The organism is Brevibacillus fluminis (genome assembly GCF_052072235.1).
GTDB lineage: Bacteria > Bacillota > Bacilli > Brevibacillales > Brevibacillaceae > Brevibacillus_D > Brevibacillus_D fluminis_A.
The window spans coordinates 5,263,625-5,288,025 of the sequence record NZ_CM125436.1 but is presented as its reverse complement, the minus strand read 5'-3'; the positions used below and the strand labels follow the sequence as shown (position 1 = coordinate 5,288,025).

General features: G+C 55.2%; 18 protein-coding genes. 15 read left to right on the top strand and 3 right to left on the bottom strand.

Features of this window, described 5'->3' with window-relative positions:
• Positions 1 to 46 precede the first annotated feature (46 nt).
• The 8 genes from ACTID9_RS25890 (at position 47) to rhaA (ending at position 8,278) form a co-directional block, all read left to right on the top strand.
• Complete coding sequence (locus tag ACTID9_RS25890) at positions 47 to 808, top strand: DeoR/GlpR family DNA-binding transcription regulator (RefSeq protein WP_441068085.1); 762 nt, start codon at positions 47 to 49, stop codon at positions 806 to 808.
• A gap of 107 nt (positions 809 to 915) precedes the next feature.
• Entirely contained in the window at positions 916 to 1,671 is a 756-nt protein-coding gene (locus ACTID9_RS25885) for a (Fe-S)-binding protein (RefSeq protein ID WP_441068083.1), read from the top strand.
• A complete protein-coding gene (locus ACTID9_RS25880) occupies positions 1,643 to 3,151 on the top strand; it encodes a LutB/LldF family L-lactate oxidation iron-sulfur protein (RefSeq protein WP_441068081.1) in 1,509 nt (502 codons plus the stop codon). The genes ACTID9_RS25885 and ACTID9_RS25880 overlap by 29 nt, the downstream gene beginning before the upstream one ends.
• On the top strand, positions 3,144 to 3,869 hold the full coding sequence (locus ACTID9_RS25875) for a LutC/YkgG family protein (protein WP_441068079.1): 726 nt from the start codon (positions 3,144 to 3,146) through the stop codon (positions 3,867 to 3,869). The genes ACTID9_RS25880 and ACTID9_RS25875 overlap by 8 nt, the downstream gene beginning before the upstream one ends.
• Positions 3,870 to 3,907: 38 nt before the next feature.
• A complete protein-coding gene (locus ACTID9_RS25870) occupies positions 3,908 to 4,621 on the top strand; it encodes a FadR/GntR family transcriptional regulator (RefSeq protein WP_441068077.1) in 714 nt (237 codons plus the stop codon).
• A 536-nt stretch (positions 4,622 to 5,157) separates the two neighbouring features.
• Entirely contained in the window at positions 5,158 to 5,469 is a 312-nt protein-coding gene (gene rhaM / locus ACTID9_RS25865) for an L-rhamnose mutarotase (RefSeq protein WP_441068075.1), read from the top strand.
• 27 nt (positions 5,470 to 5,496) lie between these two features.
• The gene (gene rhaB, locus ACTID9_RS25860; protein WP_441068073.1) at positions 5,497 to 6,954 is read left to right on the top strand and encodes a rhamnulokinase; all 1,458 of its coding nucleotides are present in this window, start codon (positions 5,497 to 5,499) and stop codon (positions 6,952 to 6,954) included.
• 43 nt (positions 6,955 to 6,997) lie between these two features.
• Positions 6,998 to 8,278, top strand: coding sequence for an L-rhamnose isomerase (rhaA, locus tag ACTID9_RS25855; protein WP_441068071.1), 1,281 nt, complete (start codon positions 6,998 to 7,000; stop codon positions 8,276 to 8,278).
• Positions 8,279 to 8,361: 83 nt separating this feature from the next.
• Here the strand turns inward: rhaA and ACTID9_RS25850 are convergent, their stop codons facing one another.
• Positions 8,362 to 11,112, bottom strand: a complete 2,751-nt coding sequence (locus ACTID9_RS25850; RefSeq protein ID WP_441068069.1) for a tetratricopeptide repeat protein — start codon at positions 11,110 to 11,112, stop codon at positions 8,362 to 8,364.
• Between the two features lie 146 nt (positions 11,113 to 11,258).
• Between ACTID9_RS25850 and ACTID9_RS25845 the strand changes: the two genes are divergently transcribed.
• Together ACTID9_RS25845 and ACTID9_RS25840 are read left to right on the top strand one after the other, a co-directional pair.
• The gene (locus ACTID9_RS25845) at positions 11,259 to 12,737 is read left to right on the top strand and encodes a methyl-accepting chemotaxis protein (RefSeq protein ID WP_441068067.1); all 1,479 of its coding nucleotides are present in this window, start codon (positions 11,259 to 11,261) and stop codon (positions 12,735 to 12,737) included.
• Between the two features lie 25 nt (positions 12,738 to 12,762).
• Positions 12,763 to 13,248, top strand: coding sequence for a hypothetical protein (locus ACTID9_RS25840; RefSeq protein WP_441068065.1), 486 nt, complete (start codon positions 12,763 to 12,765; stop codon positions 13,246 to 13,248).
• 59 nt (positions 13,249 to 13,307) lie between these two features.
• Here the strand turns inward: ACTID9_RS25840 and ACTID9_RS25835 are convergent, their stop codons facing one another.
• Both ACTID9_RS25835 and ACTID9_RS25830 read right to left on the bottom strand, forming a co-directional pair.
• The gene (locus ACTID9_RS25835; protein ID WP_441068063.1) at positions 13,308 to 14,480 is read right to left on the bottom strand and encodes a PepSY-associated TM helix domain-containing protein; all 1,173 of its coding nucleotides are present in this window, start codon (positions 14,478 to 14,480) and stop codon (positions 13,308 to 13,310) included.
• Positions 14,481 to 14,635: 155 nt separating this feature from the next.
• Positions 14,636 to 15,745 carry a flavin monoamine oxidase family protein gene (locus ACTID9_RS25830; protein ID WP_441068061.1) on the bottom strand — a complete coding sequence of 370 codons (1,110 nt, stop codon included), beginning with the start codon at positions 15,743 to 15,745 and terminating at the stop codon, positions 14,636 to 14,638.
• 182 nt (positions 15,746 to 15,927) lie between these two features.
• Between ACTID9_RS25830 and ACTID9_RS25825 the strand changes: the two genes are divergently transcribed.
• From ACTID9_RS25825 to ACTID9_RS25805, 5 genes are all read left to right on the top strand, one after another.
• Positions 15,928 to 16,392 (top strand): GNAT family N-acetyltransferase, encoded by a 465-nt coding sequence (locus ACTID9_RS25825; RefSeq protein ID WP_441068059.1) that lies wholly within the window; start codon positions 15,928 to 15,930, stop codon positions 16,390 to 16,392.
• A gap of 71 nt (positions 16,393 to 16,463) precedes the next feature.
• Positions 16,464 to 16,976 carry a phage tail protein gene (locus tag ACTID9_RS25820; RefSeq protein ID WP_441068057.1) on the top strand — a complete coding sequence of 171 codons (513 nt, stop codon included), beginning with the start codon at positions 16,464 to 16,466 and terminating at the stop codon, positions 16,974 to 16,976.
• Positions 16,977 to 17,018: 42 nt separating this feature from the next.
• Complete coding sequence (locus ACTID9_RS25815; RefSeq protein WP_441068055.1) at positions 17,019 to 17,543, top strand: phage tail protein; 525 nt, start codon at positions 17,019 to 17,021, stop codon at positions 17,541 to 17,543.
• A 12-nt stretch (positions 17,544 to 17,555) separates the two neighbouring features.
• Positions 17,556 to 18,095 carry a phage tail protein gene (locus ACTID9_RS25810; RefSeq protein WP_441068053.1) on the top strand — a complete coding sequence of 180 codons (540 nt, stop codon included), beginning with the start codon at positions 17,556 to 17,558 and terminating at the stop codon, positions 18,093 to 18,095.
• A gap of 104 nt (positions 18,096 to 18,199) precedes the next feature.
• Positions 18,200 to 24,388, top strand: coding sequence for a tandem-95 repeat protein (locus tag ACTID9_RS25805; protein WP_441068051.1), 6,189 nt, complete (start codon positions 18,200 to 18,202; stop codon positions 24,386 to 24,388).
• The last annotated feature ends 13 nt before the right edge of the window (positions 24,389 to 24,401 follow it).

The window sequence follows — 24,401 nt, the reverse complement described above, 5'->3', positions numbered from 1 at the left end:
TCCAAATAGGAGACCGACACCAATACGCAGTGGAAAGAGGATGGCCATGCTTGTAGCAGAACGACTTGAAAAAATCGTCCGTCTTGTCAACGAAAGAGGGAGCATTCGGGTTTCCGAACTGAGTGATGTGTGCAGCGTGACGGAAGAGACCATCCGCCGTGACTTGGACAAACTGGAGCAAGCGGGTCGTCTGCTGCGAAGTCATGGCGGTGCGGTCAGCATGAAGGACCAGCACGCAGAAATCCCTTATGCCGAGCGGGAAATTTTGCATATGGACGAGAAAAAGCGGATCGCCCAGGAGGCGATTCACTTCATCGAACCGAATGACAAAATCATTCTGGATGCCAGCACGACCGCGTGGTATATGGCGGCCATCGTGCCTGACATTCCGTTGACCGTCGTTACCAACTCGATGAAGGTCGCGATGGAGCTGTCCGGCAAGGAAAAAATTCAGGTGATCGCCACAGGCGGCATCATGGCTCCACGCTCGTTGTCTTATGTCGGGCCACGCGCGGAGAGCTTTTTGGACACGTATTACGTCGACAAGGCGTTCGTCTCCTGCAACGGCATTCATTTTGAGCGGGGACTGAGCGAGTCGAACGAAATGCAGGCCAACGTGAAGAAAAAAATGATCGGCATTTCTGAAAAGGTTTACTTGCTGGTCGACTCCAGCAAATTCGGCAATCAGGCATTCACCCAGTTCGCCACGATTGATCAGATCGACGAAATCATCACCGACGAAAAGGCGGATGCGGAAGTCATTCAAAGCTTGCGCGAACGGGCGGTGCAGGTGACGATTGCACGGTAAACGGGGATGGAAAGAGGGGGGAGTGCGGCTAAGCCCCGTCTAAACGACGGGACTAAGCCGCACCAACATGTCTGATAAGCTGACAATTGGAAAGGAAGGTGATTTAGATGAAAATCTCCCTGTTTGTCACATGTCTGTGCGACAGCGTCTATCCGGGCGTCGCCGAGGCGATGGTGCGGTTGTTGGGCAAGTTTGGCGTACAGCTTGATTTTCCGCAGGTGCAGACATGCTGCGGGCAGCCAGCTTTCAACAGTGGCTACTGGGATGCGGCGCGGGAGTCGGCGAAGACGCTGCTGGCGGCTTTTGATGACAGCGATTTCGTCATTTCGCCGTCGGGCTCCTGTACCGGCATGATCCACCATTACTATCCCGAGCTGTTCGCTGACGATCCGGCCATGTTGGAGAAGGCCGAGCGGCTGAAGGCCAAAACTTATGAATTTACCCAGTTTCTCGTGGGTGTGCTGGGGATTGAGGATGTGGGGGCGGCGTTTCCGCACAAGGTCACGTTTCATCCGTCCTGCCACGGATCGCGTTTGCTGGGGGTAAAAGACGAACCGACAGCTCTGCTCAGCCGGGTGAAAGGAATGGAGCTGGTTCCGCTGCCGTTTGCGGAGGATTGCTGCGGCTTCGGCGGAACGTTCGCTGTCAAAATGAGTGAAATTTCTGGCGCCATGGTCTCGGAAAAGGTGGACCACATCCTGGAGACGGAGGCGGAGGTGCTGGTCGGCATGGACATGGGCTGCCTGCTCAACATCGCGGGCAATCTGCGCTACCGTGGAAAGCCGGTGCGGGTCATGCATATCGCGGAATTGCTGTATGAGGGGGTGATGAGCCGTGAAGGAAGCAGCAGGCAGCACGGTTAAGGAACGGGCAAAAGTCGCGCTCAACGACGAGTTTTTGCGCAACGCGGTCAAATTCACGACGGAGCGGCTGCGCAGCGGCAAAAAAACGGCATCGACCGAGCATGGCAACTGGGAGGAGTGGCGGGAGCGCGGCCACCAGATCCGCCTGCATACCATCGCCCATCTCGACTACTACTTGAATCAGTTCGTCGAAAATGCGCGGGCCAACGGGGTTCACGTTCATTTCGCCGAAACGGCGCAGGAGGCGGTTGCGATCACGATGGAGATCGCCCGGGTGCGGGGCGCGCGCTCCGTGGTCAAATCCAAATCGATGGTGTCCGAAGAGCTGCATATCAATCATGCGCTCGAAGAGGCGGGCATCGAGGCGGTAGAGACCGATCTTGGCGAATACATCATCCAGCTGGCGCATGAAACCCCGTCACACATCATTATCCCGGCGATTCATAAAAACCGCTATCAAATCGCCGAGCTGTTGTCCAAAGAGGCGGGCGAGCCTTTAACGCCCGACACGACGGTGCTGGCGGGCTTTGTCCGCAAAAAGCTGCGCGAAAAGTTTCTCGAAGCCGACATTGGCATGACGGGCTGCAATTTTGCCATCGCGGAAAGCGGCTCGATGGTGCTGTTTGAAAACGAAGGCAACGCCCGGATGGTGACGACCGTGCCGAAAACGCAAATCACCTTGATGGGGATGGAGCGGATCATTCCGACGTGGGACGATCTGGAGGTGATGGCGACGCTGCTGCCGCGCTCGGCGACCGGTCAGAAGCTGACCGTCTACATGTCGGGAATCACGGGGCCGCGCCGGGCGGAAGACGGCGATGGGCCGGAGCAGATGCACATCATCATCGTCGATAACGGCCGCTCGCTGCAGCTGGGCGATCCGCATTTTCAAGAGCTGCTTAACTGTATCCGCTGCGGCGCCTGCCTCAATGCCTGTCCTGTCTACCGCCATATCGGCGGCCATGCTTACGGCGGCACATACAGCGGACCGATCGGGGCGGTGCTGACGCCAGCGCTCAACAAAAATGTGGCGGAATGGGATGACATCGCCAACGCGTCCAGCCTGTGCGGCGCCTGCTATGAAGCGTGTCCGGTCAAAATCCCGCTGCACGATATGCTCGTCTATCTCCGCAACCGCAAAGTGGAAAACGGGCTGGGCGCACCGGAAGAGAGCATCGGCATGAAAGGCTTCAAGTATGTGATGGCCAATCACAAGCGTTATGGAAGAGTGCTGAAAATGGGCAAGGTCGCGCAAAAGCTGCTGATCCGCGACGGCGTGATCAAGGCCAAAATCGGCCCGTTGAAAGGCTGGAACAGCTACCGCCACACGCCCGCACTGCCAGCCGAATCATTCCGTGAGAAATGGTCGTCGCTTGAACAGGAAGTCCGGCAAAACGCGTCTGCCATGGACGACGAGCTGAAAAAACGGCTGGAACGCCAGCTGCAGCAGCGCATCGAAGGAGGGGCAAGCCATGAGTGAAGCGACAGATCAAGCATTGCAGCGGCTGGCGGAGAAATCGCGCCAAAAGCAGCAGACATTCATGCAAAACATCGCGGATCGGCTTGGGCGGCCGCGCGTGACGGAGAAGCCGCATCATCCGTTTAAAGGAGCCCCTGACTTTTGGCGCCAGTTCGACTTGAGCCAGGAGGACAAGATCGCGCTGTTCAGCGAGAACTGGAAAAATGCCGGCGGTCATGTGTGCCGCTTTGCAAATATGGAAGAGGCCAAGCGATTCATCACCGAGAAGGCGCAATCGCTGCAAGCCCGTCTGCTCGTCCGCCAAAACCAGCCGGAACTGGATGCGCTCAAACTGGAAAACGAGCTGCCCGATACGCAGATCGTGGTCTGGAAGGCGGAGGAGAAGGAGTCGCTGCTCACCCATGCCGCAGGAGCGGATATCGGCCTGGCCGTTGTAGATTATGCAGCGGCGTATACCGGGTCCATCGTCGTGACGTCATCGGGGGACAAAGGCAGGGGAGTCAGCCTGCTGCCCACCGTTGTCATGGCGATTATCCCGGTGGAGCGGATGAAAACGCGGCTTGGCGAGGTGTTGGCCCATTTTGACGGACGCCCGCGCGAATCGTTTCCGGCAGGCATCCATTTCATCTCGGGTCCCAGCCGATCCGCCGATATTGAAAACGACCTGACGATCGGCGTGCACGGTCCCGGCGTCGTTTTTGCCCTGATCGTCGGATAGGCGCGACGGAACCGAATGCGGACGGGATGGTGCAACCGATGGAAATCACACGTTTGACCAAAATCAACCATTATGAGCAAATTACCGAGCAGATCAAGCAGCAGATTATAAGAGGCGAGCTGAAAGCAGGCGAACGGCTGCCCTCGACCAAAGAGCTGGCCGAGCGATTCGGCGTCGGCCGCTCATCCATGCGGGAGGCGCTCAGCGCCCTGAAAGCGATGGGGCTGATCGACATCCGTCAGGGCGGCAACAGCACGGTGATCGGCCCCTCGCAGCAAGAAACGGCGCCGATCCCCGGCCTCGCGCATTTGCAAACCAACAAGCAAACAGTGCTGGAGCTGCTCGAAGCCCGCAAAGCGCTCGAAGTATCCAATGCAGGCATCGCCGCCACGAAAGCGACGGAAACCGATATTCGCCAGCTCGCAGCCATCGTTTCCCAAATGGAGATGCATATCGGCAACGAGGAGATCGGCGAGCAAACAGACTGGCAGTTCCATTCCACCCTGGTGCAGGCAACCCACAACTCCATCATGGTCAGCCTGTTCACCAGCATCTCCACCCAAATGGAATCCGCCATCCGCGACACGAGAAGAATCGAACTGTACGCCAATAAATCGGTCTCGCAAAGACTATACGAGGAACATCGGGCTATCTACGAAGCGGTGCGAACAAGAGATGCAGAATCAGCCCAACGCACCATGAACGAACACCTCATCCATGTTGAAACCATTTTGATGAAATATCTCAAGTAGTGGGTTTTTATGACATTACACAGTTATTCAAAAACAAAACAAATAAAACGGGTGTGTTTTTCGTTTTGTATGTGTTGACTCACTAATACGGGTCGATTACTATTATCGTGTAACCGTTTTCTTGCATGGGGAGAGTTGCGAAAATTTCGGGTATTGGAAAAAGAAGGTCGCTACGCTGAATCCTCCTTAAATAATCTTTTTTGCTATTCCATTCATTTTTGATCTTGTTTATTTTTTCTATCCAATAAAAGTTTGTGGACCACTGCAGCGAAGGGCCTTGCGGGAAAAAGGCGCAGCGCAGCCTTGGCGATGCCGACCCAGGCGTAAGCGGAAAAGCGGAACGGCTTTCGCGCCTAACATCATCCGTGAGATACACCCGCCGCGCAGCGAGTGGCTTTTGGGCGCGGTTCCGCTTTTCCGCTTACGCCGGACTCCCATGCCCTCAGCGGGCATTGCCAGTGCGGAGCAGCGCGTTTTTCCCGCAAGGCCCCGCTCAACCACTACAACCAACCAATCAAGAAAGGGTGCCAAAAACCATGATCCGAAAAGCATTCGCGATGAAAGTATTTGCCGACGCCCACGAGGAATACAAAAAACGCCATGACGAAATCTGGCCCGAAATGACCGCCATGCTGCGCGAACACGGCGCACACAGCTATTCGATTTATTTGGACGAACAAACCAACACCCTGTTCGCCTATCTGGAAATCGAAGACGAAGCCCGCTGGAGCAAAACGGCCGAAACCGACATTTGCCAAAAATGGTGGGCGTACATGAAGGACATCATGGAAACGAACGAGGACAACAGTCCGGTCAGCATCGAGCTGAAAGAAGTGTTTCATCTGTAAGACTGCCAACGATAGAGGAGCATTGCCATGCGAAACCATATAGCAGTAGATATCGGTGCATCGAGCGGCCGTCTGGTCTTGGGCACAATCGTGGAAGGCCGCATCCGGCTACAGGAAATCCATCGCTTCAAAAACGGATTTGTGGAAAAAGAGGGACATTGCTACTGGGACATCGATACCCTTTTTGATGAGGTGATCGCAGGTCTGAAAAAAGCGAAAGCACAGGGGATTGACGACTGCACGCTGGGAATCGATACGTGGGCTGTCGACTATGTGCTGCTGGATGAAGCAGGGCAACGGCTGCACGATGTATACGCATATCGTGACGACCGAACCAGCCAAGCCATCGCTGACGTGACCGCCCGCATACCGGCGCGAGCCATTTACGAAAAAACGGGCATCCAGTTCCAAAGCTTCAACACGTTGTTCCAGCTGAGCGTGCATGACCGCGAACAGCTGCGGCAGGCTGCCAGCATTTTGCTTGTTCCCGATTATTTGCACTACCGCCTGACAGGGCAGCGGGTCAATGAGGTGACGAACGCATCGACGACACAGCTCTTGCATTTGCAGACGAAAGACTATGATAAAGATTTGCTGGCCCTGCTTGGCCTTTCGCGCAGCCAGTTTCCGCCGCTTATGCAGCCGGGGGAGTCGCTCGGGTATTTGAGCGAGCCATTGCGCGCAGCGCATGATCTGCCGGACTGTGAAGTGATCTGCGTGGCCACGCATGATACCGCATCGGCGGTGCTGGGCGTTCCGGCGAGACAAGGGGAGAATTGGGCGTATTTGAGCAGCGGGACGTGGTCGCTGCTCGGCGTGGAGGCAAGCCGTCCCATCACGAGCGAGCAGGCGCAGGAAGCGAATTTTACCAACGAATGGGGCGCATACCAGACGTTCCGGTTTTTGAAAAACATCATGGGACTGTGGCTGATCCAGGAAGTACAGCGCCATTGCGGGGGCACGTACTCGTTTGCCGATTTCGTCGCAGCGGCAGAGCAGGAGAAGCCGTTTCAATCTTTCGTGAACTTTGACGATAACCGGTTCCTCAACCCGCACAACATGATGGAGGAAATCCAGCGCTATTGCCAGGAAACCGGTCAGCCTGTGCCACAGACGCCGGGACAGATTGCGCGCTGTATTTTTGATAACCTGGCTATTCTGTATGCGCTGTCGGTCGAAGAGATGGAGGCCATCACTGGCAACGCGATCGAGGTCATTCATATTGTCGGAGGCGGGGCGCACAACGATCTGCTCTGCCAGCTGACGGCTACGGTTTCCCATAAGCGCGTGACGGCAGGGCCGACTGAATCGACAGCGCTCGGCAATCTGGTTGTGCAAATGATCGAGACGGGCGAGGTGGCCGATCTCCACGAGGCAAGGCAGCTGATTCGCCAATCTTTTGACGTGAAGGAATTCGTTCCGGCAGAGACGGCGGAGAGAGCGGCGTGGTTCCGTGAATTCCGCAAATATACGAAACAGACGTGAAGGTTCCCATCAACATACAAGCAGGGTGAAGGAGGCAGTGAACATGCAAAACGGGATTGAGGCAAGCTATCAGGAAGCCAAAACATTGTATGGAAAACATGGCATCGACGTCGATCAGGTGCTGGAAAATCTGGCAAAAATCAAGGTGTCGATGCACTGCTGGCAGGGCGATGACGTGCGCGGGTTCCTCAACCGTGATCAGGAGCTGACGGGAGGCATCGCGGTCACGGGCAATTATCCGGGAGCGGCACGGACAGCGGATGAGCTGCGGCAAGATCTGGAGAAGGCGTTTTCGCTGATTCCGGGCAAGCACAAAGTGAACCTGCACGCCATCTATGCGGATACGGATGAAAAGGTGGACCTCGATCAGCTCGAGCCCAAACATTTTGAAAGCTGGGTCGCTTGGGCCAAGGAGCAGGGGCTGGGCCTCGATTTCAACCCGACCTGCTTTTCGCATGAAAAGTCGGCGGATGGCTTCACGCTCAGTCATGCCGACCCGGCGATCCGCCAGTTTTGGATCGACCATTGCAAGGCGTCGCGCAAAATCGGCGCGTATTTTGGCGAGCAGCTTGGGCAGACATGCGTCACCAACGTCTGGATTCCCGATGGCTACAAAGACATTCCGGTAGACCGGATGGGACCGAGGCAGCGGTTGAAGGACGCGCTGGATGAGGTGTTCAAGGAGGAGCTTAACCCCGCTTTCAACCTGGATGCGGTGGAAAGCAAGGTGTTCGGCCTTGGCTCCGAAAGCTATGTGGTCGGCTCGCACGAGTTTTACATGGGCTACGGCATCCAGAACAACAAGCTGATCTGCCTCGATGCAGGACACTTCCATCCGACAGAGATGATCTCCGGCAAACTGTCCGCGCTTGCGCTTTTTACGAAGGGGATTTTGCTCCATGTCAGCCGCCCGGTCCGCTGGGACAGCGACCACGTGGTCATCATGGACGACGAGCTGCAGGACATCGCCCGCGAGCTGGTGCGCCACAATTTGCTCGACACGACGCATATCGGCCTCGATTTCTTCGATGCGAGCATCAACCGGATCGCCGCCTGGGTCATCGGCATGCGCAATACGCTGAAGGCGCTGCTGCGCGCGATGCTGGAGCCGACCGAAACGCTCAAAAGCATCGAGCTTGCCGGTGATTACACATCCCGCCTGGCCTTGATGGAAGAACTGAAGTCGTACCCGTTCGGCGCGGTCTGGGATTACTACTGCGCGAAGCAGAATGTGCCGGTGCGCGAAGAGTGGCTGGCCGAGGTCAAGGCGTATGAGAAAGAGGTTTTGGTGAAGCGCGGGGAGCAGGGCGTGGTTTGCAAGTAGCTTTCATCATTCAATCAAAAACGGCAGGCAACAAGCTAGGTCATCGTTCCAGCTTATTGCCTGCCGTTATTTTTTCTTGCATTTCACCCGCCATGCTCGCGAAAGATCGCTTCCACCTTGGCTTTGGCCGCGAGCGACCAGTCTTCGCCGAGGCTTTTTTCCAGCTTGAGCGCAGCGCTCCGGGCATTTTTGACGAACCCGGCTTGCAGCAGCAGGGAGATATAGCGGTAGTGAATCTGTTCCGCATACGGATCGCACGCCAGCATCCGTTCGAAATAATCGATGCCTGCGGTAAACTGCATCTGCTTCCAGTGGTGCTCGGCCAGTTCCAGCAGGACTTGCAGATAGCTGTGCCTGAGCCGTTCGCGCGCAGGTTCGATGAACGATTCGTACGGGTATTCGGCAAGCAGATCGCCGCGGTACAGGGCGGCTGCTTGCTGCAGCTTTTGCAATCGCTCTTCGCCGGTCGCCCCGTGCTGTGCGATCAGCTGGGAATAGCGAGCCAAATCAAGGTCGATCTCCTCCATATTCAAATAATAGGAGTCTTTGGCCTGCAGGATATACCGCGATTCTCTGCCCGATTGCGAGGTTGGCTCCAACGCTTTTCGCAGTGTCGAGAGCGATACGAAAAAGCGGTTTTTTTTCGATTGGTAGTCACCGTCCGTGAACAATTCCTCCAGCAGGAGATCCTGAGGCACCTTTTTGCCGTAATGGATGAGCAAATAGTGAAACAGCCGCAGGCTTGCCTTCCGCTGGAGCGAAATCGGCTTGTCTCCGAGCTTCATCTGGAAGCTGCCGAGCACATGCACGGTGAGGGCGTCGTTCGCTTTCACTCCCGCTTCCGGCAGAATTGGCTCGGCAGCTCGTTTCGCATCGCGCCTGAGCGCGGTGATCGCTGCCAGATGGCTTGCCGTGATCTGCTGAAAGTGGCCGTAATTGCGGAAATGCGCGGCTGCTTTTTGCATGCATGTTTCCGCCTCGGCGTAGTCGGCTTCCGCCAAATATGTGAGGGAAAGCTCCATGAGCGCCCAGCCCAAATCGGTGTCGAGGCTGGATTTCTGCGCCTGCTCCAAGCCTTGCATCATCCATGTGCGGGCTTGCTCGTAGTTTCCTTGCAGCCGGTATAATTTGCCGATGGAGATCAACGGGTAAACCCGTGCTCCGACGTCCTCGTATTCCTCCGAAAACCGCACCATTTCCTCCAGGAGCCGCTCGGCTTTGTCAAATTCCTGCTGCTCCAAAAGCAGCTCGGCCATCACCCAAAACGTGTGCGTCAAATTGTTGAAGGTCCCGTATGCTTCCGAGTTGGTCAGCGCCAGCCGCGCATATTCCAGGCCTTGGGCGAAATCGCCGGTGAACCGGCAGCACTGTGCCAAACAGGAGTAATTGAGCGACACCAGGTCCTGGTCGTGCAGCTTCTCGCTGCCATCCAGCGAATCGCGAAAATGCCGCTTCGCTTCCTCCATCTCTCCGCTGTAAAACAAGATCAGTCCCAGACGGTTTTGCAGATAGGTCAGCGGGGCGGACAGACTGCTTTGTGAAAGCGCCGCAATGTTATCCTCAAGTGGGCCGATGAACGTGCGCAAGATGGGGATCGGGATGCAGCGGCAAAAAAAGAGATTGAACGTGACGGTTGGAAATGTCGGACATAGCGTATCGATCGAGCCGTTGAGGAGCAGCAAAAATCGTTCAGGGGTATACAGTTCGGTCATTTTCCGCAAAAGCTGCGCCGCAAGCGCGAACCGTCGGCCGGAGATATAGTGGGAAAATGCATGAAAATACTGATACTTCTTCTCGTAGACATGCGCTACTTGGGCGTGAAGGTCGCAGACGGCCTTTTTCCCGAATTGCTTGAGCAGCCGCTCATACAGATAGGCACGGACGATGGGATAGAACTGGTAGGTTCCCGCCGGTGTTTTATAGACGAACAGATGGTCTTTCAAAAGCGTTCCGATGATCGGTCCGGTATTGGTACTCTCGATGTAGTGGAGCAGCACCTCGGGGTCAAGCTCCTGCAGCAGGCTTGCCTTGAACAAAAATTCCTGCGTGGCATCCGGGAGGGAGCGGATGACTTCTCCACCGATATATTCAAACACTTCTTCGGGCGGAGAGATTCCGCGCCAAAGCTGTTTGCGTTCCTCATAGCTTTTTTCGCGAATCACTTCATGGATCAGCGGCAGCAAGACAGCCCATCCGCTTGTTTTTTGCAGCAGCAGATCGTGCTCGTGCTCCATCAGGCTCATGCCGCGCACCGTTGTGAAATAGGCACCGACTTCCTCGCGGGTAAACGCCAGTTGATCCATCGAGATTTCCAGCAGCCGGTTTTGCACTTTCAATTGCAATAAGGGAAGCGAGGGGCGGACTCTGCTGCTGATCATGACCGTGACGTGCGCAGAGGAGAAGCGGATCAGCTTCATGATGATGTCTTTGATTTCGTCGCACGAATCGATGAAATGGTAGTCATCGAGCACGATCGCCAGGGGAGAAGCCCACGACGCAAGCGCCTTCAGCAGCTCATCGAGCATCGCGTCCGGACGGTTATTCGCGAGCTGGGGGACAACCTCGGCATGGGCTGCAGCCTTTTGCAATCCTGCCAACATGTATCGGAGAAAAGGCAGGGACTCATTGTCTTCAGATGTGAGCTGATACCACAAGGTGGGCAGTTCTTTTGCGCGGACATAGCTGGCGAGCAGCGTTGTTTTGCCGTATCCGCTTCCGCCCGTGATACAGACCAGCGAGCGCCCCAACGAACGATCGAGCTGCGCGAACAGGCTGTCCCGATTCAGGACAGGCGGTAATTCAGGGATGTTCAGTTTGGATTCCAGGATGTTCATCGCTTGAAGGTCACCACGCATCATGAAGAAGGATTGTAGTGTCATTATAGCGTGTAAGAAAATGGTCTGGAAGTGTAAGGATGCTGTAAACCGCGCGAAATACAATCAAAATTGATTCGATTACCACCATCCGAGAGGAGATGCACATGAAGCATACGTTGTATGAAAGAAACAAGCTTTTGTTGACGCTGTATGCCGCCACCGTTTTGTCGGGGATCGTCGGCAATTATTTCTCTGGTTTGGAAGCGTCGCTCAATCTGCTGGTCGCCTCGATCGGCGGCGGCACGATCCTGCTTTTGGCCCTGCTGGTGTTCAAAAGGTGGCTTGTTTCCCAGACCAAATACATTTTCGCGCTCGCACTGGGCGCGCTGACTTATTTGGTGGGCATCACGCACCCGGAGCCTTCTGCCCACACCATGATTTATTACAGTTTGGCCTTATTGTCCCTTTATCTGGATTCACGCCTTATCATCGTGTCCGGTTTGATCAATCTTGGGCTGGTGAACGTCGACTATGTGACACTGCCGGGCATGTTCGCGCCGCATGATCCGAAAGAGCTGTTCATTTACAATGAAATGCTGTTGCTCGTCATCGTGCTTTTGCTCGTGCAAAACAAGATCGGCGAAAGGCTGCGGAAAGAGTCGGTGCTATCGGCGGACAATGCCCAAGCGGCCAAGCGGCAGACCGAAAGTGTTCTGCACAAGGTGAATCTTACGGCGGCTGAGCTTGACCAGTTTCGCGGCGCCTTGAAGCAAAACGTCACGGCGACAGGGCACATTTCCAGGGAGCTTTTCCAGGCATTCCAGGAGATTGCCGCCGGGATCGAGGCGCAAGCGAACAATGTCAATGAGGTGCGCGATTCGATTGAAGCGATCGATGAAGGGATCCAGGTCGTCTCCCAAGCCTCCGAAAATACCAAGCGGCTCTCGCAAAGCACCGCGATCATGACGGTGGAAGGGAGCCAGCATGTCGCTACGCTGTCCCAGCAAATGACGAAGGTGGATGTGCTGGTGCATGAGACGGTTTTGCTCATGAATGAGCTGCGCGAAAAAAACCGCTCGATCAATGATATATTGCAAACGATCACCACGATCAGCCAGCAAACCAATCTGCTGGCTTTAAACGCCGCCATTGAATCGGCGCGCGCAGGTGTGCATGGCAAAAGCTTTGCCGTCGTCGCGGAAGAAATTCGCAGCCTGGCGGATCATTCGCGGAAGTCGACGAAGGAAATCACGAACATTTTGGAAGAAATTCAGATTAAAACCAACATCGTCTCAGACAAAATCATCGTCGGGCAAACGGAAATCCGCGAGGGGCTGCAGGTTGCGACGAAGACGGAATCGATTTTCGGGCTGATTTCGGAGACGACGGAAAGCGTCCGGAAGCAGAGCGTGGAAGTAGAAGGGCTGGTGAAAACCATTCAAGGCAACTCCCACGCGATTTTAAAAGACATCACGTCTGTGGCGGGTATTACGGAAGAGGCGGCAGCATCGGTGGAAGAGGTCGTCGCCAGCGCCGAGGAGCAGCAGAAGCAGATCGACGAGATTGTGACGCAGTTCCGCGTGCTGGAACGGCTCATGATGAATTTGTCCGCATTGGTGAAGGAGGGGCAAACGGAACGATAAGGGAGCAAGGGAGATGATGGTGTCCATGGAACGTTCGGTATCTCGCGCACGCTCTTATTTTGTTTCTGCGGTGCGCTACAAGGAGATTGCTTGTCGGGAAACGGTCATTGTGCTGGTCGTCAGCGATCGTAAACTTTTCATCGATGGAATGCGCGCCTTGTTGCAAAGAGAGACAGACATCATCATGAAACATGCCTCCTATGAGCAGCTGCAACGAAGTCTGGATCTGGAAGAGGACGAGCCTGGCGTCGTTTTGTTCGACGGCGAAGGGTGTGAGGATGCGATTGTGCCAGAAGCGGCGATGCAGCGGTGGCAGCAGGCGAAGATCATTGTCCTCTCGCCGTTTCTGGCGCTCAGCTACCCCAGGCTCTCGGTGAAAAGGCGCGGGGTGGTCGTCACGTCGCTGCGGCCGAGCAGTGTCGCCCAAACGATTCGCATGGTGATCAGCGGAAACTGGTTTTTGCCGTTGCAGGTTGTCCAGCGATCGGCAGACGAGCCTGTTCCGCAATGAAAAAAAGAGCCTCCGTCATGTCACGAGCGTTTCGATGACAGACGGGGGCTTTGTTTCTCTTATTGAGCTTGCGGCAGATTTTCAGGCTGCGCTGCTTTGCGAGCTGCCGGCGAAGCCGCGCTTTTCTTTTTCCTGGACTGCTTCAGACGCATCATGACCAGGCCGGTAACCATCAGCAACGTCGGCACGAGGCCGCCGATGGCGTACAAAATCTGCGTGACCAGTCCGCCGATCCGTCCGGTGTGCAGCGGGAACAGCCATGTTTGGTAAAGGGAAGCAAAGCTCGTATCTTTTACAGAGTCGGTGATGGCGAGCACCTTTCCGCTATACGGCTCGACCCATGCCCGCGCGTTGCCGATGCTCGCTGCGGAAGGATCGTACTGATGGGAAAGGCGGAACTCGATGACGCCTTCCTTTTTGCCTGCCTCGGCCTTTTTCGGCATCCGGATTTGGGTGATCGTCGCGTCAGGCATTTCTTTTTTGATCGACGCGATCATGTCGTCGAGCGGTATGTAGCCCGCAGGAAGCGGCTTGGCGACGAGAACCTTGTCGGACGGCGATGTGCTCGTCTTCAGATTAAAGGCGCCCAAAATGTCTTTGCCAAACGGGAAAAGGAAGCCTGTCAGCGAGACGACCAGCAGAAACGGTACCCAGGAGATGCCGAAGACACGGTGCACGTCAAAATGACGCACGTATTGATTGGTCGTACGGCGGATGACAAAGCCGCGCGCCCAGTTTTTGAGGCCGGGGAACCAGATGAACATGCCGGTCAGTAAAATAAGAAAGAAAAAAATAGCGATAATCCCGACAATCGTTCTCCCGTTGTACTCTTTCAGCAGCAGGTTTTCATGGAAATCAGACAGCCAACCGGTCAGCGTATCGGCGGACGATTGCGTCCCGAGGATGTGGCCTGTGCCAGGATCGACGTAGACCATCAGCGATTTCCTGTCAGCTTTGATGGAAAACGTGTAGATGCCTTCCGAACTCATTTCGTTCGGACTGTAGATGCGCGAGATTTCCGCCTGTGGATAGGCAGCAAGCACGCTTTCCAAGGCAGCCTGATACGAGACGGCAGAGCCTGGGGTTGCCTTGTACAAATCGGCGTTCAGCATCCGGTTAATCTCGTCTTTAAACACCAGTGCGCTGCCGCTCAAGGCGATCAAGCAAATGAATGTGCCGGCAATGAGGCTCAGCCACAGGTGAAGCTTCCCCATCGTCTTTTTGAGCTTCATAATGTTTCGTTACCCCCATCAACGATTTTGATAATCATTATCATTGATAATAATTATCGATCTCAATAATAGAGGCTCGCGTGCGCTTTGTCAATCGTGATCGCGTTAGAAAAACAAAATGCCCCTCATCCCAAACGGGACGAAAGGGGCTTTCGTTACGTCAGACTCATGATTTTTTCCGCTTCACGCACACCTGACAGATAGGCGCCGTGGACGCTCGCATAGTCCGCCCGGTTGGTGGCTTCCCCTGCAAAGAAGAGGCGATTTGCCACCGATTCCGCGACGATGTCCATGTCATCCGGCGTCGAGGCTCCGGTGTGTGCCGTATAGGAGCCGCGAGCATACGGATCGGATGCCCAGCGCGTGATTTTTGCGTCTACAGGGTGAGGGATTTGTGCCCCGTATTGCTTGCGGAGCGATTGCATCGCGTGGTCAACGATCTGTTCATCGGTCCATGCTTCGATTTCATCGCCTGGAGCGGACGAGTAGGAACCGAGCAGCACCGGCTGCTTCGTATATTTGTACAAGCTCAGAAACTCGCCGAGATGCCGGGCAGAGCTGTCAAGGGAGATGGCGCTTTGCGATTGATCCCAAAAAACGTGCGGGAAGCGCAAGTAGACTTTATTGAGGCTGCCTGCATCCAAGCGGCTGATCGCTTGCTGCTTTCGCTCCGGCAGCTCGGGATGAAAGGCGACCTGGCCGCTTTGCAGAACGCCGAGAGGAAGCGTGACGACAGCGCGCTGCGCCTGATAAATGCCATTGTATGTCCCGATGGCGACGCCTCTGTCGTTGTAATGGATCTGATAGACGACCTGGTTGAGGTGGATGTCCAGCCCTTTGGCGATGTCCGCGTACACTTGTTCAAAACCGGAGATCGCGCTCGCTCCGTCCGCATGCAGCATCTCATATTTTTGCGCCAAAAAGCGAATCGGACTGCGGTAATCGATTCCGTGAATCCATGATGCGCCCAGTTCGAGCGGGACGCCGAGATCATGGTTCGTCCAGATGCGGCCGCCGATTCGGTCGCGCGCCTCCAGGACGACAACTTGATGTCCTCCTGCCTGCAGCGCGTGCGCCGCTGCCAAACCGGCAATGCCAGCGCCGATCACGATGACATCCGTCCGATTGACAGGAGTCGGGGTGGTGGCAGCTTGGGCGCGACCCGTACCCATGAGCGTATCCGTCACATCTCCCCAAAGCAAACCTGTTAACGTAGCAAACATACTCGTTTTCAGGAATGAGCGTCTACTAACCTTTTCGAACATTTTGCAAACTCCTTTCGAATGGAACGTCAGGTGATCGTGCGAAAACCTACACATGTTATACCATATTTTTCAGGAGTAGCGATATACCCCCTTTGGATGATTGACGTATTGCAGCAGACTCTCTAAACTAGCAATACATACCAGTACGCATGTATTGCATATTCAATAGAGAAGGGATCGACATGATACATACAATACTTGTCAGCCAGGCAGATGAAGAATTTTTGTATCAGCTATACGCGGCGTCACGCGCTGAGGAGTTGGCAGCGTGGGGAATGGATGAGGGGACTCGCGACATGTTTTTGCGCATGCAGTGGAATGCGCAGCGGCAATCGTACGAGCAGCAATTCCCGGGTGCCGAGCATCAGATCGTTTTGGAAGACGATAATAAAATTGGGAAAATTGTGATTTATCGAACCGAACAGCAGATTCGGCTGGTGGATCTCATCATTTTGCCGGCTTTTCAAAACAGGGGGATTGGAACGCGATTGCTGCAGGAGCTGCAACAGGAGGCAATGCGGGAAGACAAGCCCCTGTTTTTGAGCGTGCTGCAAACCAATCCGGCCAAACGGCTCTACGAAAGGCTGGGTTTTCTCGTCACGGGCGGGGATGAGGTCTATGCCGGAATGGCGTGGCAGGGTACGTGATTATGCAAGCAAACAGGAAAATAGATTTCGAGAGATGATGCTGGCATTCTAGCAAGCGGAGGAGAAAAAAGATGAGTCAACCGTATATTGGTGAAATTCGCATGTTTGGGGGGACTTTTGCCCCGAGTGGTTGGATGAAGTGCGAAGGGCAGCTTCTGCCGATTTCGGAGTATGAGGAGTTATTTAGCCTGATTAGAACCACGTATGGCGGGGACGGGCAAGAGACGTTTGCCTTGCCTGACTTGCGCGGGAGAGTGCCGATTCATTGGGGCTCCGGCGGCGGCGATAACTATTCGTTGGGGCAAATGGGAGGAGTAGAAAACGTTACGCTGACGGTGAGCCAGATTCCGGCGCATACGCATACGCCGATCGCGTCGACGAAGGCGGGGCAAAGCTCGCCATCCGGCAGCTTATGGGCGACACTGCCGCTCTCTGCCTACCAGACGGATACAGCGAACCTGCAACAAATGAACGTGTCGGCGATCGATCCGGTAGGAGGCAGCCAGCCGCATGATAATATGATGCCGTATCTTTCGGTTAATTTCATTATCTCTCTTTTCGGGATATACCCGAATAGTAACTGATCGCGTAATTCGTTCAATGACTTACAGGAAGGCGTGAATCAAATGGCGACACCTTATTTAGGCGAAATTCGCATGTTTTCTTCAATTGTTGTGCCAAAAGGCTGGGCTTTGTGCAATGGCCAGCTTCTGCCAATCATCCAGAATCAGGCGCTGTTTTCTATCTTGGGTAACACGTATGGCGGGGATGGACGAACAACGTTTGCCTTGCCGAATCTGCAAGGAAGGGTACCTGTGCATTGGGGATCGGGAAGCGGCGGGACGATCGTTTTAGGGGAAGCGGGGGGCGAAATGGCTCACACGCTTACCACTCAAGAAATGCCGGTTCATACTCACCAAGTGAAGGCATCGTCGGCTTCAGCGAATGGAATAACGCCTTCGAACAACGTCTGGGCAGCTCAGGAGAATTGCTACAGTCCGGCTACGAATCCGTTGCCGTATCCGCTTACGCAACTGCATCCAGCTGCAGTTTCAACTGTTGGGGGGGGGCAAGCCCATCTCAATATGCAGCCGTTTTTGACGATCAATTTTATCATCGCCTTACAAGGCATTTTTCCAGGTCGTAATTAAGGAGGAGTCAACATGTCGGATCAATTTGTCGGCGAAATTCGCATCTTTGCAGGAAATTACGCGCCAGATGGCTGGGCGCTCTGCGATGGCCAACTGGTGTCTATTGCGCAAAATCCCGCGCTGTTTGCCGTTCTCGGCACGACGTATGGAGGCGATGGAAAAACGTCATTCGCGTTGCCAAACTTGATCGGTCGAGCGCCGATGCACCATGGGCAAGGTCAGGGGCTGAGTGACCGAACCCAAGGGGAGCAGGGCGGGACGAGAACGGTTACCCTGACAAGCACACAGATGCCAGTGCATACCCATATCGCTTATGGCTCTGGACAAATCGGAAACACCAACAATCCGCAGGGGGCGGTGTGGGCGCAGCCGCCGGTACAGGGGAAATTCAACAAGACGCAAACGCCGTTGTACGCTTCATCCGGCAATGCGCCGATGAATTATTCCGCGCTGCCGACTGTAGGAGGCAGCCAACCGCACAACAACATGCAGCCGTATTTGGGCCTTACCTTCATCATTGCCACAAAGGGAATATATCCGCCGAGGGGATAGCGATTTTTATAATCTGTGATTCACGCCGGTTTCGATGCAGTTAACAAAATGGAGGGATTTCATTGCGAAGGTCACGTTGCCTTCCCCTGGTATATCGCTTTTTTTTGATTTTTTCTTTATTTGCGCTTCTTTTTCATGCGGGCGTTACGGGCCAAACGGCTCTGGCTGCGCCTGCTGCTCCGACCTGGCTGAGTCCTTCCGCCAACACGGGCTATATGCTGCAAGGTGTCCGCTATGGAGCAGGCGAATGGCTTGCGCTCGGCATAAACAATACGATCGCCTCTTCAGGGGACGGAAAGAACTGGACCCTTTATCATCCGAACGGCGGCTTTAACGAATGGGCCGATGCCGTCTATGACGGGGGAAACTGGATTCTGGTCGGCAGCGGCAAAATTTTTCAATCTCCTTCAGGAACAGCCGCATCCGACACCGGCTGGACCGCATTGAAAACCGATTTTGCCAGCAACTTGTGGGGGATCGCGTACGGGGGCGGGAAATACGTTACCGTTGGCAGTGATGGCGTGATCCTCACCTCAAGCGATAAAGTGTCGTGGACTACTCAGAATTTGAGCGGGGAAAGCGGAAAGTTCCTTGCGGCAGTGACTTACGCCAATGGACAATTTGTGACGGTCAGCACGTCCGGCAACATTTACGCATCGACGGATGGGCAGTCGTGGTCCAAGGTTTATTCCGGCAGCTCGCCCATCAACGGCGTAACCTTCGGCAATGGAAAGTTCGTCGCGGTGGGAAGTGGCAAAGCGTATACATCGACCGATGGCAGCTCGTGGTCAGTGTCGCCTGATTCTGTCCCGGTGCTGTATTCGGTCGATTACGGCAACAACAAATACGTCGCTGTCGGGGCAGGGGGCATCCTGGCCACCTCGACGGATGGAACGACGTGGAGCACCGATGAGCAGTCAAACACCTTGCAAAACTTGTACGCGGTGCGATACGCGCCGGAGCAAAGCCGCTTTGTCGACGTCGGCGAAAACGGTGTGGTGCGAACGCAGTCGGGCATGAGCGACTTGTCCAATTTGACGATTAGCGCCGGAACATTGACGCCGGCATTCGCCCAGGCGACGAAAAGTTATACGGCAAGCGTCGGTACAGCGGTAGATCAAATCACGCTTACGATGACGCCAGTCGATTCGGATGCCACGATCCTTGTCCAAGGCAACAATGCGGTTGTGACGGGGGGAACGGCGAGCAGCAATGTGTCCCTGAATCCTGGTGCAAACACCATCCCGATTCGAGTGACGTCACAGGACGGCTCCAAGCAGACAGACTATACGCTGACCGTGACAAGAGCCATACCGAATGCGCCTCCGACCGACATCGGGCTGGATAAGACCAGCCTCCCCGAAAATGCGGGCGTTGGCACATTGATCGGAACGCTTTCCGCGACAGATCCGGATTCTACGGTGTTCACGTATTCGCTGGTGAGCGGGTTTGGCGATAATGCGAGCTTTGCGATCGCTGGAAACCAGCTGAAATCGAATGCCGTTTTCGATTTTGAAACAAAGAACAGCTTCAGCATTCAAATTCGCGTAATCGATTCCGGCGGAGCGAACTATGACAAGATTTTCACGATTCAGGTGACAAATGTAGCGGAAGCGCCGACGGTCAGCAACAGCAGCAAGAGCGGCGCAGAGGACAATCCGTTGCTGCTGGGTGCAGCTGATTTCACTGCCGCTTATGCCGATCCGGAAAACGATAGCCTGAAAAAGGTGCAGGTGACGAGCTTGCCCAATGCGTCAGCAGGCACGTTGAAGCTGAACGGGACGGCGGTTGCGGCGAATCAGGAAATCGATGCAGCGGACTTGGGCCAGCTCGTTTTCGAGCCTGTGGCCAACTGGAACGGGACTGCCGCCTTTACGTGGAAAGGAAACGACGGGACGTTTGACTCCGCCAATGCAGCGACATTTACGCTGACGATTGGCGCCGTCAATGATCTTCCAACCGTGACGGACAGCACGAAGAACGGTACGGAAGATACCGCTGTGAAATTTGGGGTGACTGATTTTGCGCCGCAGTTTGCAGATGTCGACGGGAATGCGTTGGCAGGCATCAAAATCGTGAGTTTGCCGAATGCCGGGGCGGGCACATTGATGCTGAACGGCACAGCCGTAAAACTGGATCAGGAGATTGCGGCAAACGCACTGGACCAGCTGCAATTTGTCCCTGCTGCGAATTGGTATGGCACCGCGAGCTTTGATTGGAAAGGCTTTGACGGCACCGACTATTCGCAATCCGCCGCAACGCTGACGCTTTCGATCGTGGCGGTCAATGATCCGCCGACGGTAAGCAACAGCGCGAAAAACGGCACGGAAGATACGGAATTGCCATTTGCACAAGACGATTTTGAACAGCAGTACCAGGATGTGGAGCAGGAAGCGCTGGCCAGCATTCAAATCGTCAGTTTGCCTGCACATGGGACGCTGAATTTGAATGGAGCAGCGGTCAGCGTCAACCAGAGCATCGCGGCCAATCAGCTGGGGCAGCTCGTGTTTGTCCCGGATGCGGACTGGAATGGCAGCACCAGCTTCACATGGAAAGGCTACGACGGCCAGGCGTATTCGGCAGCGGCAGCAGCGTTTACACTGACGATCGGCGCGGTGGAGGATTTGCCTACGGTGACGGATGGCATCGCCGACGGGGTGGAAGACCAGACGTTGCCATTGTCGCACGGCGTGTTTGCTCCTCATTTTGCCGATGCCGACGGAGACAGTCTGCATGACATCCAGATCGTCAGCTTGCCGGATCACGGAACGCTGCAGCTGAATGGAACGGATGTCACCGTGGATCAGAAGCTGACAGACGCCGAGCTGGCGAATCTGTACTTTGTCCCGGATAAAGACTGGAACGGTGAGACCAGCTTCTCCTGGAAAGGAAGCGACGGCAAAGGAGAGTCAGCTACAGCAGCGAAGCTTTCCATCGCAATCGCGCCTGCGAACGACTTGCCGACCGTTACCAACAGCAGCAAGACAGGTGATGAGGATACGAATGTCGCCTTTGCCCTGGCCGATTTCAGCGGGCACTTCAGCGACATCGATCAAGACAACTTGCGCAAAATCCAGATTGTCACCCTGCCGACAACCGGCCGCTTGCAGCTTGAAGCGACCCTGGTGACAGGCGGGCAAGAGATTGCCGCAGCGGACTTGGGCAAGCTAGTCTTTGTGCCTGATACGAACTGGAGCGGCACGACAAGCTTTGCATGGAAAGGCCATGACGGCACAGGGTATTCGCTCAATGAGGCGGTGATCGAGCTGACCATTGCCGCTGTCAACGATGCGCCGACTGTGACGGCCAGCAGCAAAAATGGCACGGAAGATACGGCATTGGCGTTAGGGTCTGCCGACTTTACGCTACAGTATCAAGATGTCGAGAACGAACCGTTGGCGAAAGTGCAAATCGCAAGCTTGCCAGCGCACGGTGCGTTGAATGTCGACGGACATGCCATCAGTGCGAACGATGAACTGACAGTGGCCGACCTGGATCACCTCAGCTTTGTGCCGGATGCCGACTGGAACGGCAGCACGAGCTTTACGTGGAAAGGCTACGATGGCAACTCGTATTCCACGCTGGCGACGTTCACGCTTGTCATCGCGCCGGTTGAAGATTTGCCGACTGTGAAAAACAGCCGCGTAGCTGGACAGGAAGATCATGTCTTGGCGTTTGTGCCGGCGAATTTCAACGACAATTTCACGGATGTCGATGGCGACAGCTTGAGCCAAGTGCGGATTGAAAGCTTGCCAGCCAATGGCGTCCTGACGCTTGACGGCAACCCGGTTTCGGCAGGGCAGGTTATCGCGGCAAGCGACCTGGGTGCTTTGAGCTATGCGCCGCAAGCCAACTGGCACGGAACAGACAGCTTCACCTGGAAAGCCTGGGACGGCAAAGGGTATTCGGCCGATGCCGCGACGATTGACCTGACCATTGCGCCGGAAAACGATCCTCCGACAGTGAGCGACGTGACCATGAACGGCGATGAAGACAAGGAATTGGCGTTTGCGCCAGACGACTTCACCGCGCACTTCACAGATGATGACGGCGATCATTTGAGCAAAATCCAGATCGTCATGCTGCCAGCACACGGCACGTTGACACTCGACGGAGCGGCTGTGAACGAGAACCAGGACATTGCGGCGGCAAAGATCGGCAAGCTGCGTTTTATACCGGATGCCGAATGGAGCGGCAGCACGAGCTTTGTGTGGAAAGCGCACGATGGCATCGACTACTCCGCATCGACGGCAAATGTGATCGTGAACATCGCTGCAATCAACGATCCGCCAACGATGGATGACAGCAGCAAAAATGGCATGGAAGACACAGCGGTTGCTTTTGCGGCAGCTGATTTTACCGGCGTTTATCACGACGCGGAGAATGACAGCCTGCAAAAGGTCAAAATCGTTTCTCTGCCAAACCACGGCACATTGCTGTTGAACCATACGCCTGTCGCTGTGGATCAGCAAATCGATGTGAATGAGCTGGATGAGCTGACGTTCGCTCCTGATGCGGACTGGAATGGAACGACCGGCTTCACATGGAAAGGGTACGATGGCGCCGATTACGCCACGAAAGCGGCAGAGCTGTCCATTGACATCGCTTCGGTGAACGACCTGCCGACGGTGAGCGACAGCAGCAAAAATGGCTCGGAAGGCAATGTCATGACGTTTGCGGTCAATGACTTCACGACCCATTTCAACGATGTGGACGGGGACGCTTTGCAAAAAGTCCAAATCGACTCGCTGCCGACAGGCGGAACGCTGAAGCTGGATGGAACGGCGGTCAGCCTCCACGACGAGATCGATGCGACCGATTTGCGCAAGCTGACCTTCACGCCAAAGACGAGCGGAACGACCAGCTTTACATGGAAGGGAAGCGACGGCAGCGGCTATTCAAACGATGCGGCTACCCTGACCCTGCGAATCGCTCCGGTCATCGTGATCCCGCCGAGCAGCAACGATGCCGATTTGCGCAGCTTGTCCATCTCCGGCGGCACGCTCAAACCGGAATTCCGCGCAGACCAGACAGCGTACAGCGTCGAGGTTGGCAGCGATGTGACCCGGATTACCGTGACACCGATCGCTTCCCATTGGGCAGCGGCGATCATGGTGAATGGCAAAGCGGTGGCAAGCGGAACGAGCGAGACGATCGCGATCAACGATGGCGGCGCAGACGTGCAGATTGTCGTCACCGCGCAAGACGGCACGACAAAAACGTATACGATCAGCATCAGCCAGGGCGATGCGCCGATTACGGACATCAAGCTCGACAAGCGCAGCATCTCCCTGAAAGAAGGAGATCGTCCGGTTCAGCTGAACGTGAGCGTCGAGCCAGCCCACGCTTCAACGAAAGGTCTTGTCTGGACGTCCTCCAAACAAGAGGTCGCTACGGTTGACGACACCGGCACAATCGTGCCGCTGTCCGTTGGAACGACCACCATCACCGTTTCCACGCCTGACGGCAAAATCAGCGCGACCTGCCGAGTGACGGTAAAAGCGGGCAAGATTCAGGAGCTGCTCGCAGAGCCGCAACTGCTTGTGCTGGGTGAAGGAGAGTCCGGGAGCGTCGCCATCAAGGCGTTCTATGGCAATGAGACGGTGAAAGAAATCGAGGATGGAATCGTCTGGTCGAGCGATGATGAAGAGATCGCCACCGTGACAGACGGCGAAATCACAGCGGAAGCAGAAGGCACCACATTTGTTACTGCGTCCTACAAAGGCAAGAAAGTCAAAATTTTGGTCAAGGTGATTCCGGTCAAGTTCGTGGATGAAGCGGCGGTGAAGGCTGCATTCACGCCGCCTGCAAAAGGAAGCTCGCGCTACAAGCTGACGGTGGCGGGAACGCTTTTGACCAAGGAGAGCGTCACCGTTCAGGTGAAGCTCGGCACCAAAACATACAGCGCGACGATCGGGAAAGACCGCAGCTTCAGTCTGGATCGCGCGATGACGTGGAAGGGTGAAATCCCTGACCGGATCGACGTCGTCATCAAGTCGAGGAAGGCGGGGGGCAAAACGCAGATCGTCACGGTTCCGCTGAAGACGTTTGATCCGGAATCGATCGAGGTGACGGAAAAGGGCAAGGGCGAGTACACCATCACCGGTGACTTGCTCGACCCGTCGCTTGTCGCAAAAGTGGAGGCCGTCACCAAGGATGGCGAGCATTATGCCGGCAAGGTGGACGATCAGCAATTTGTAATCTCACTGAAAAATGTCAAAGAGCAAACCGTAACCGTACGGGTCGTCTTGTACTCTGGCTTTGAACAGGAAGCAGAAGTCGAGATCCCGTAGCAGCACAACAGGA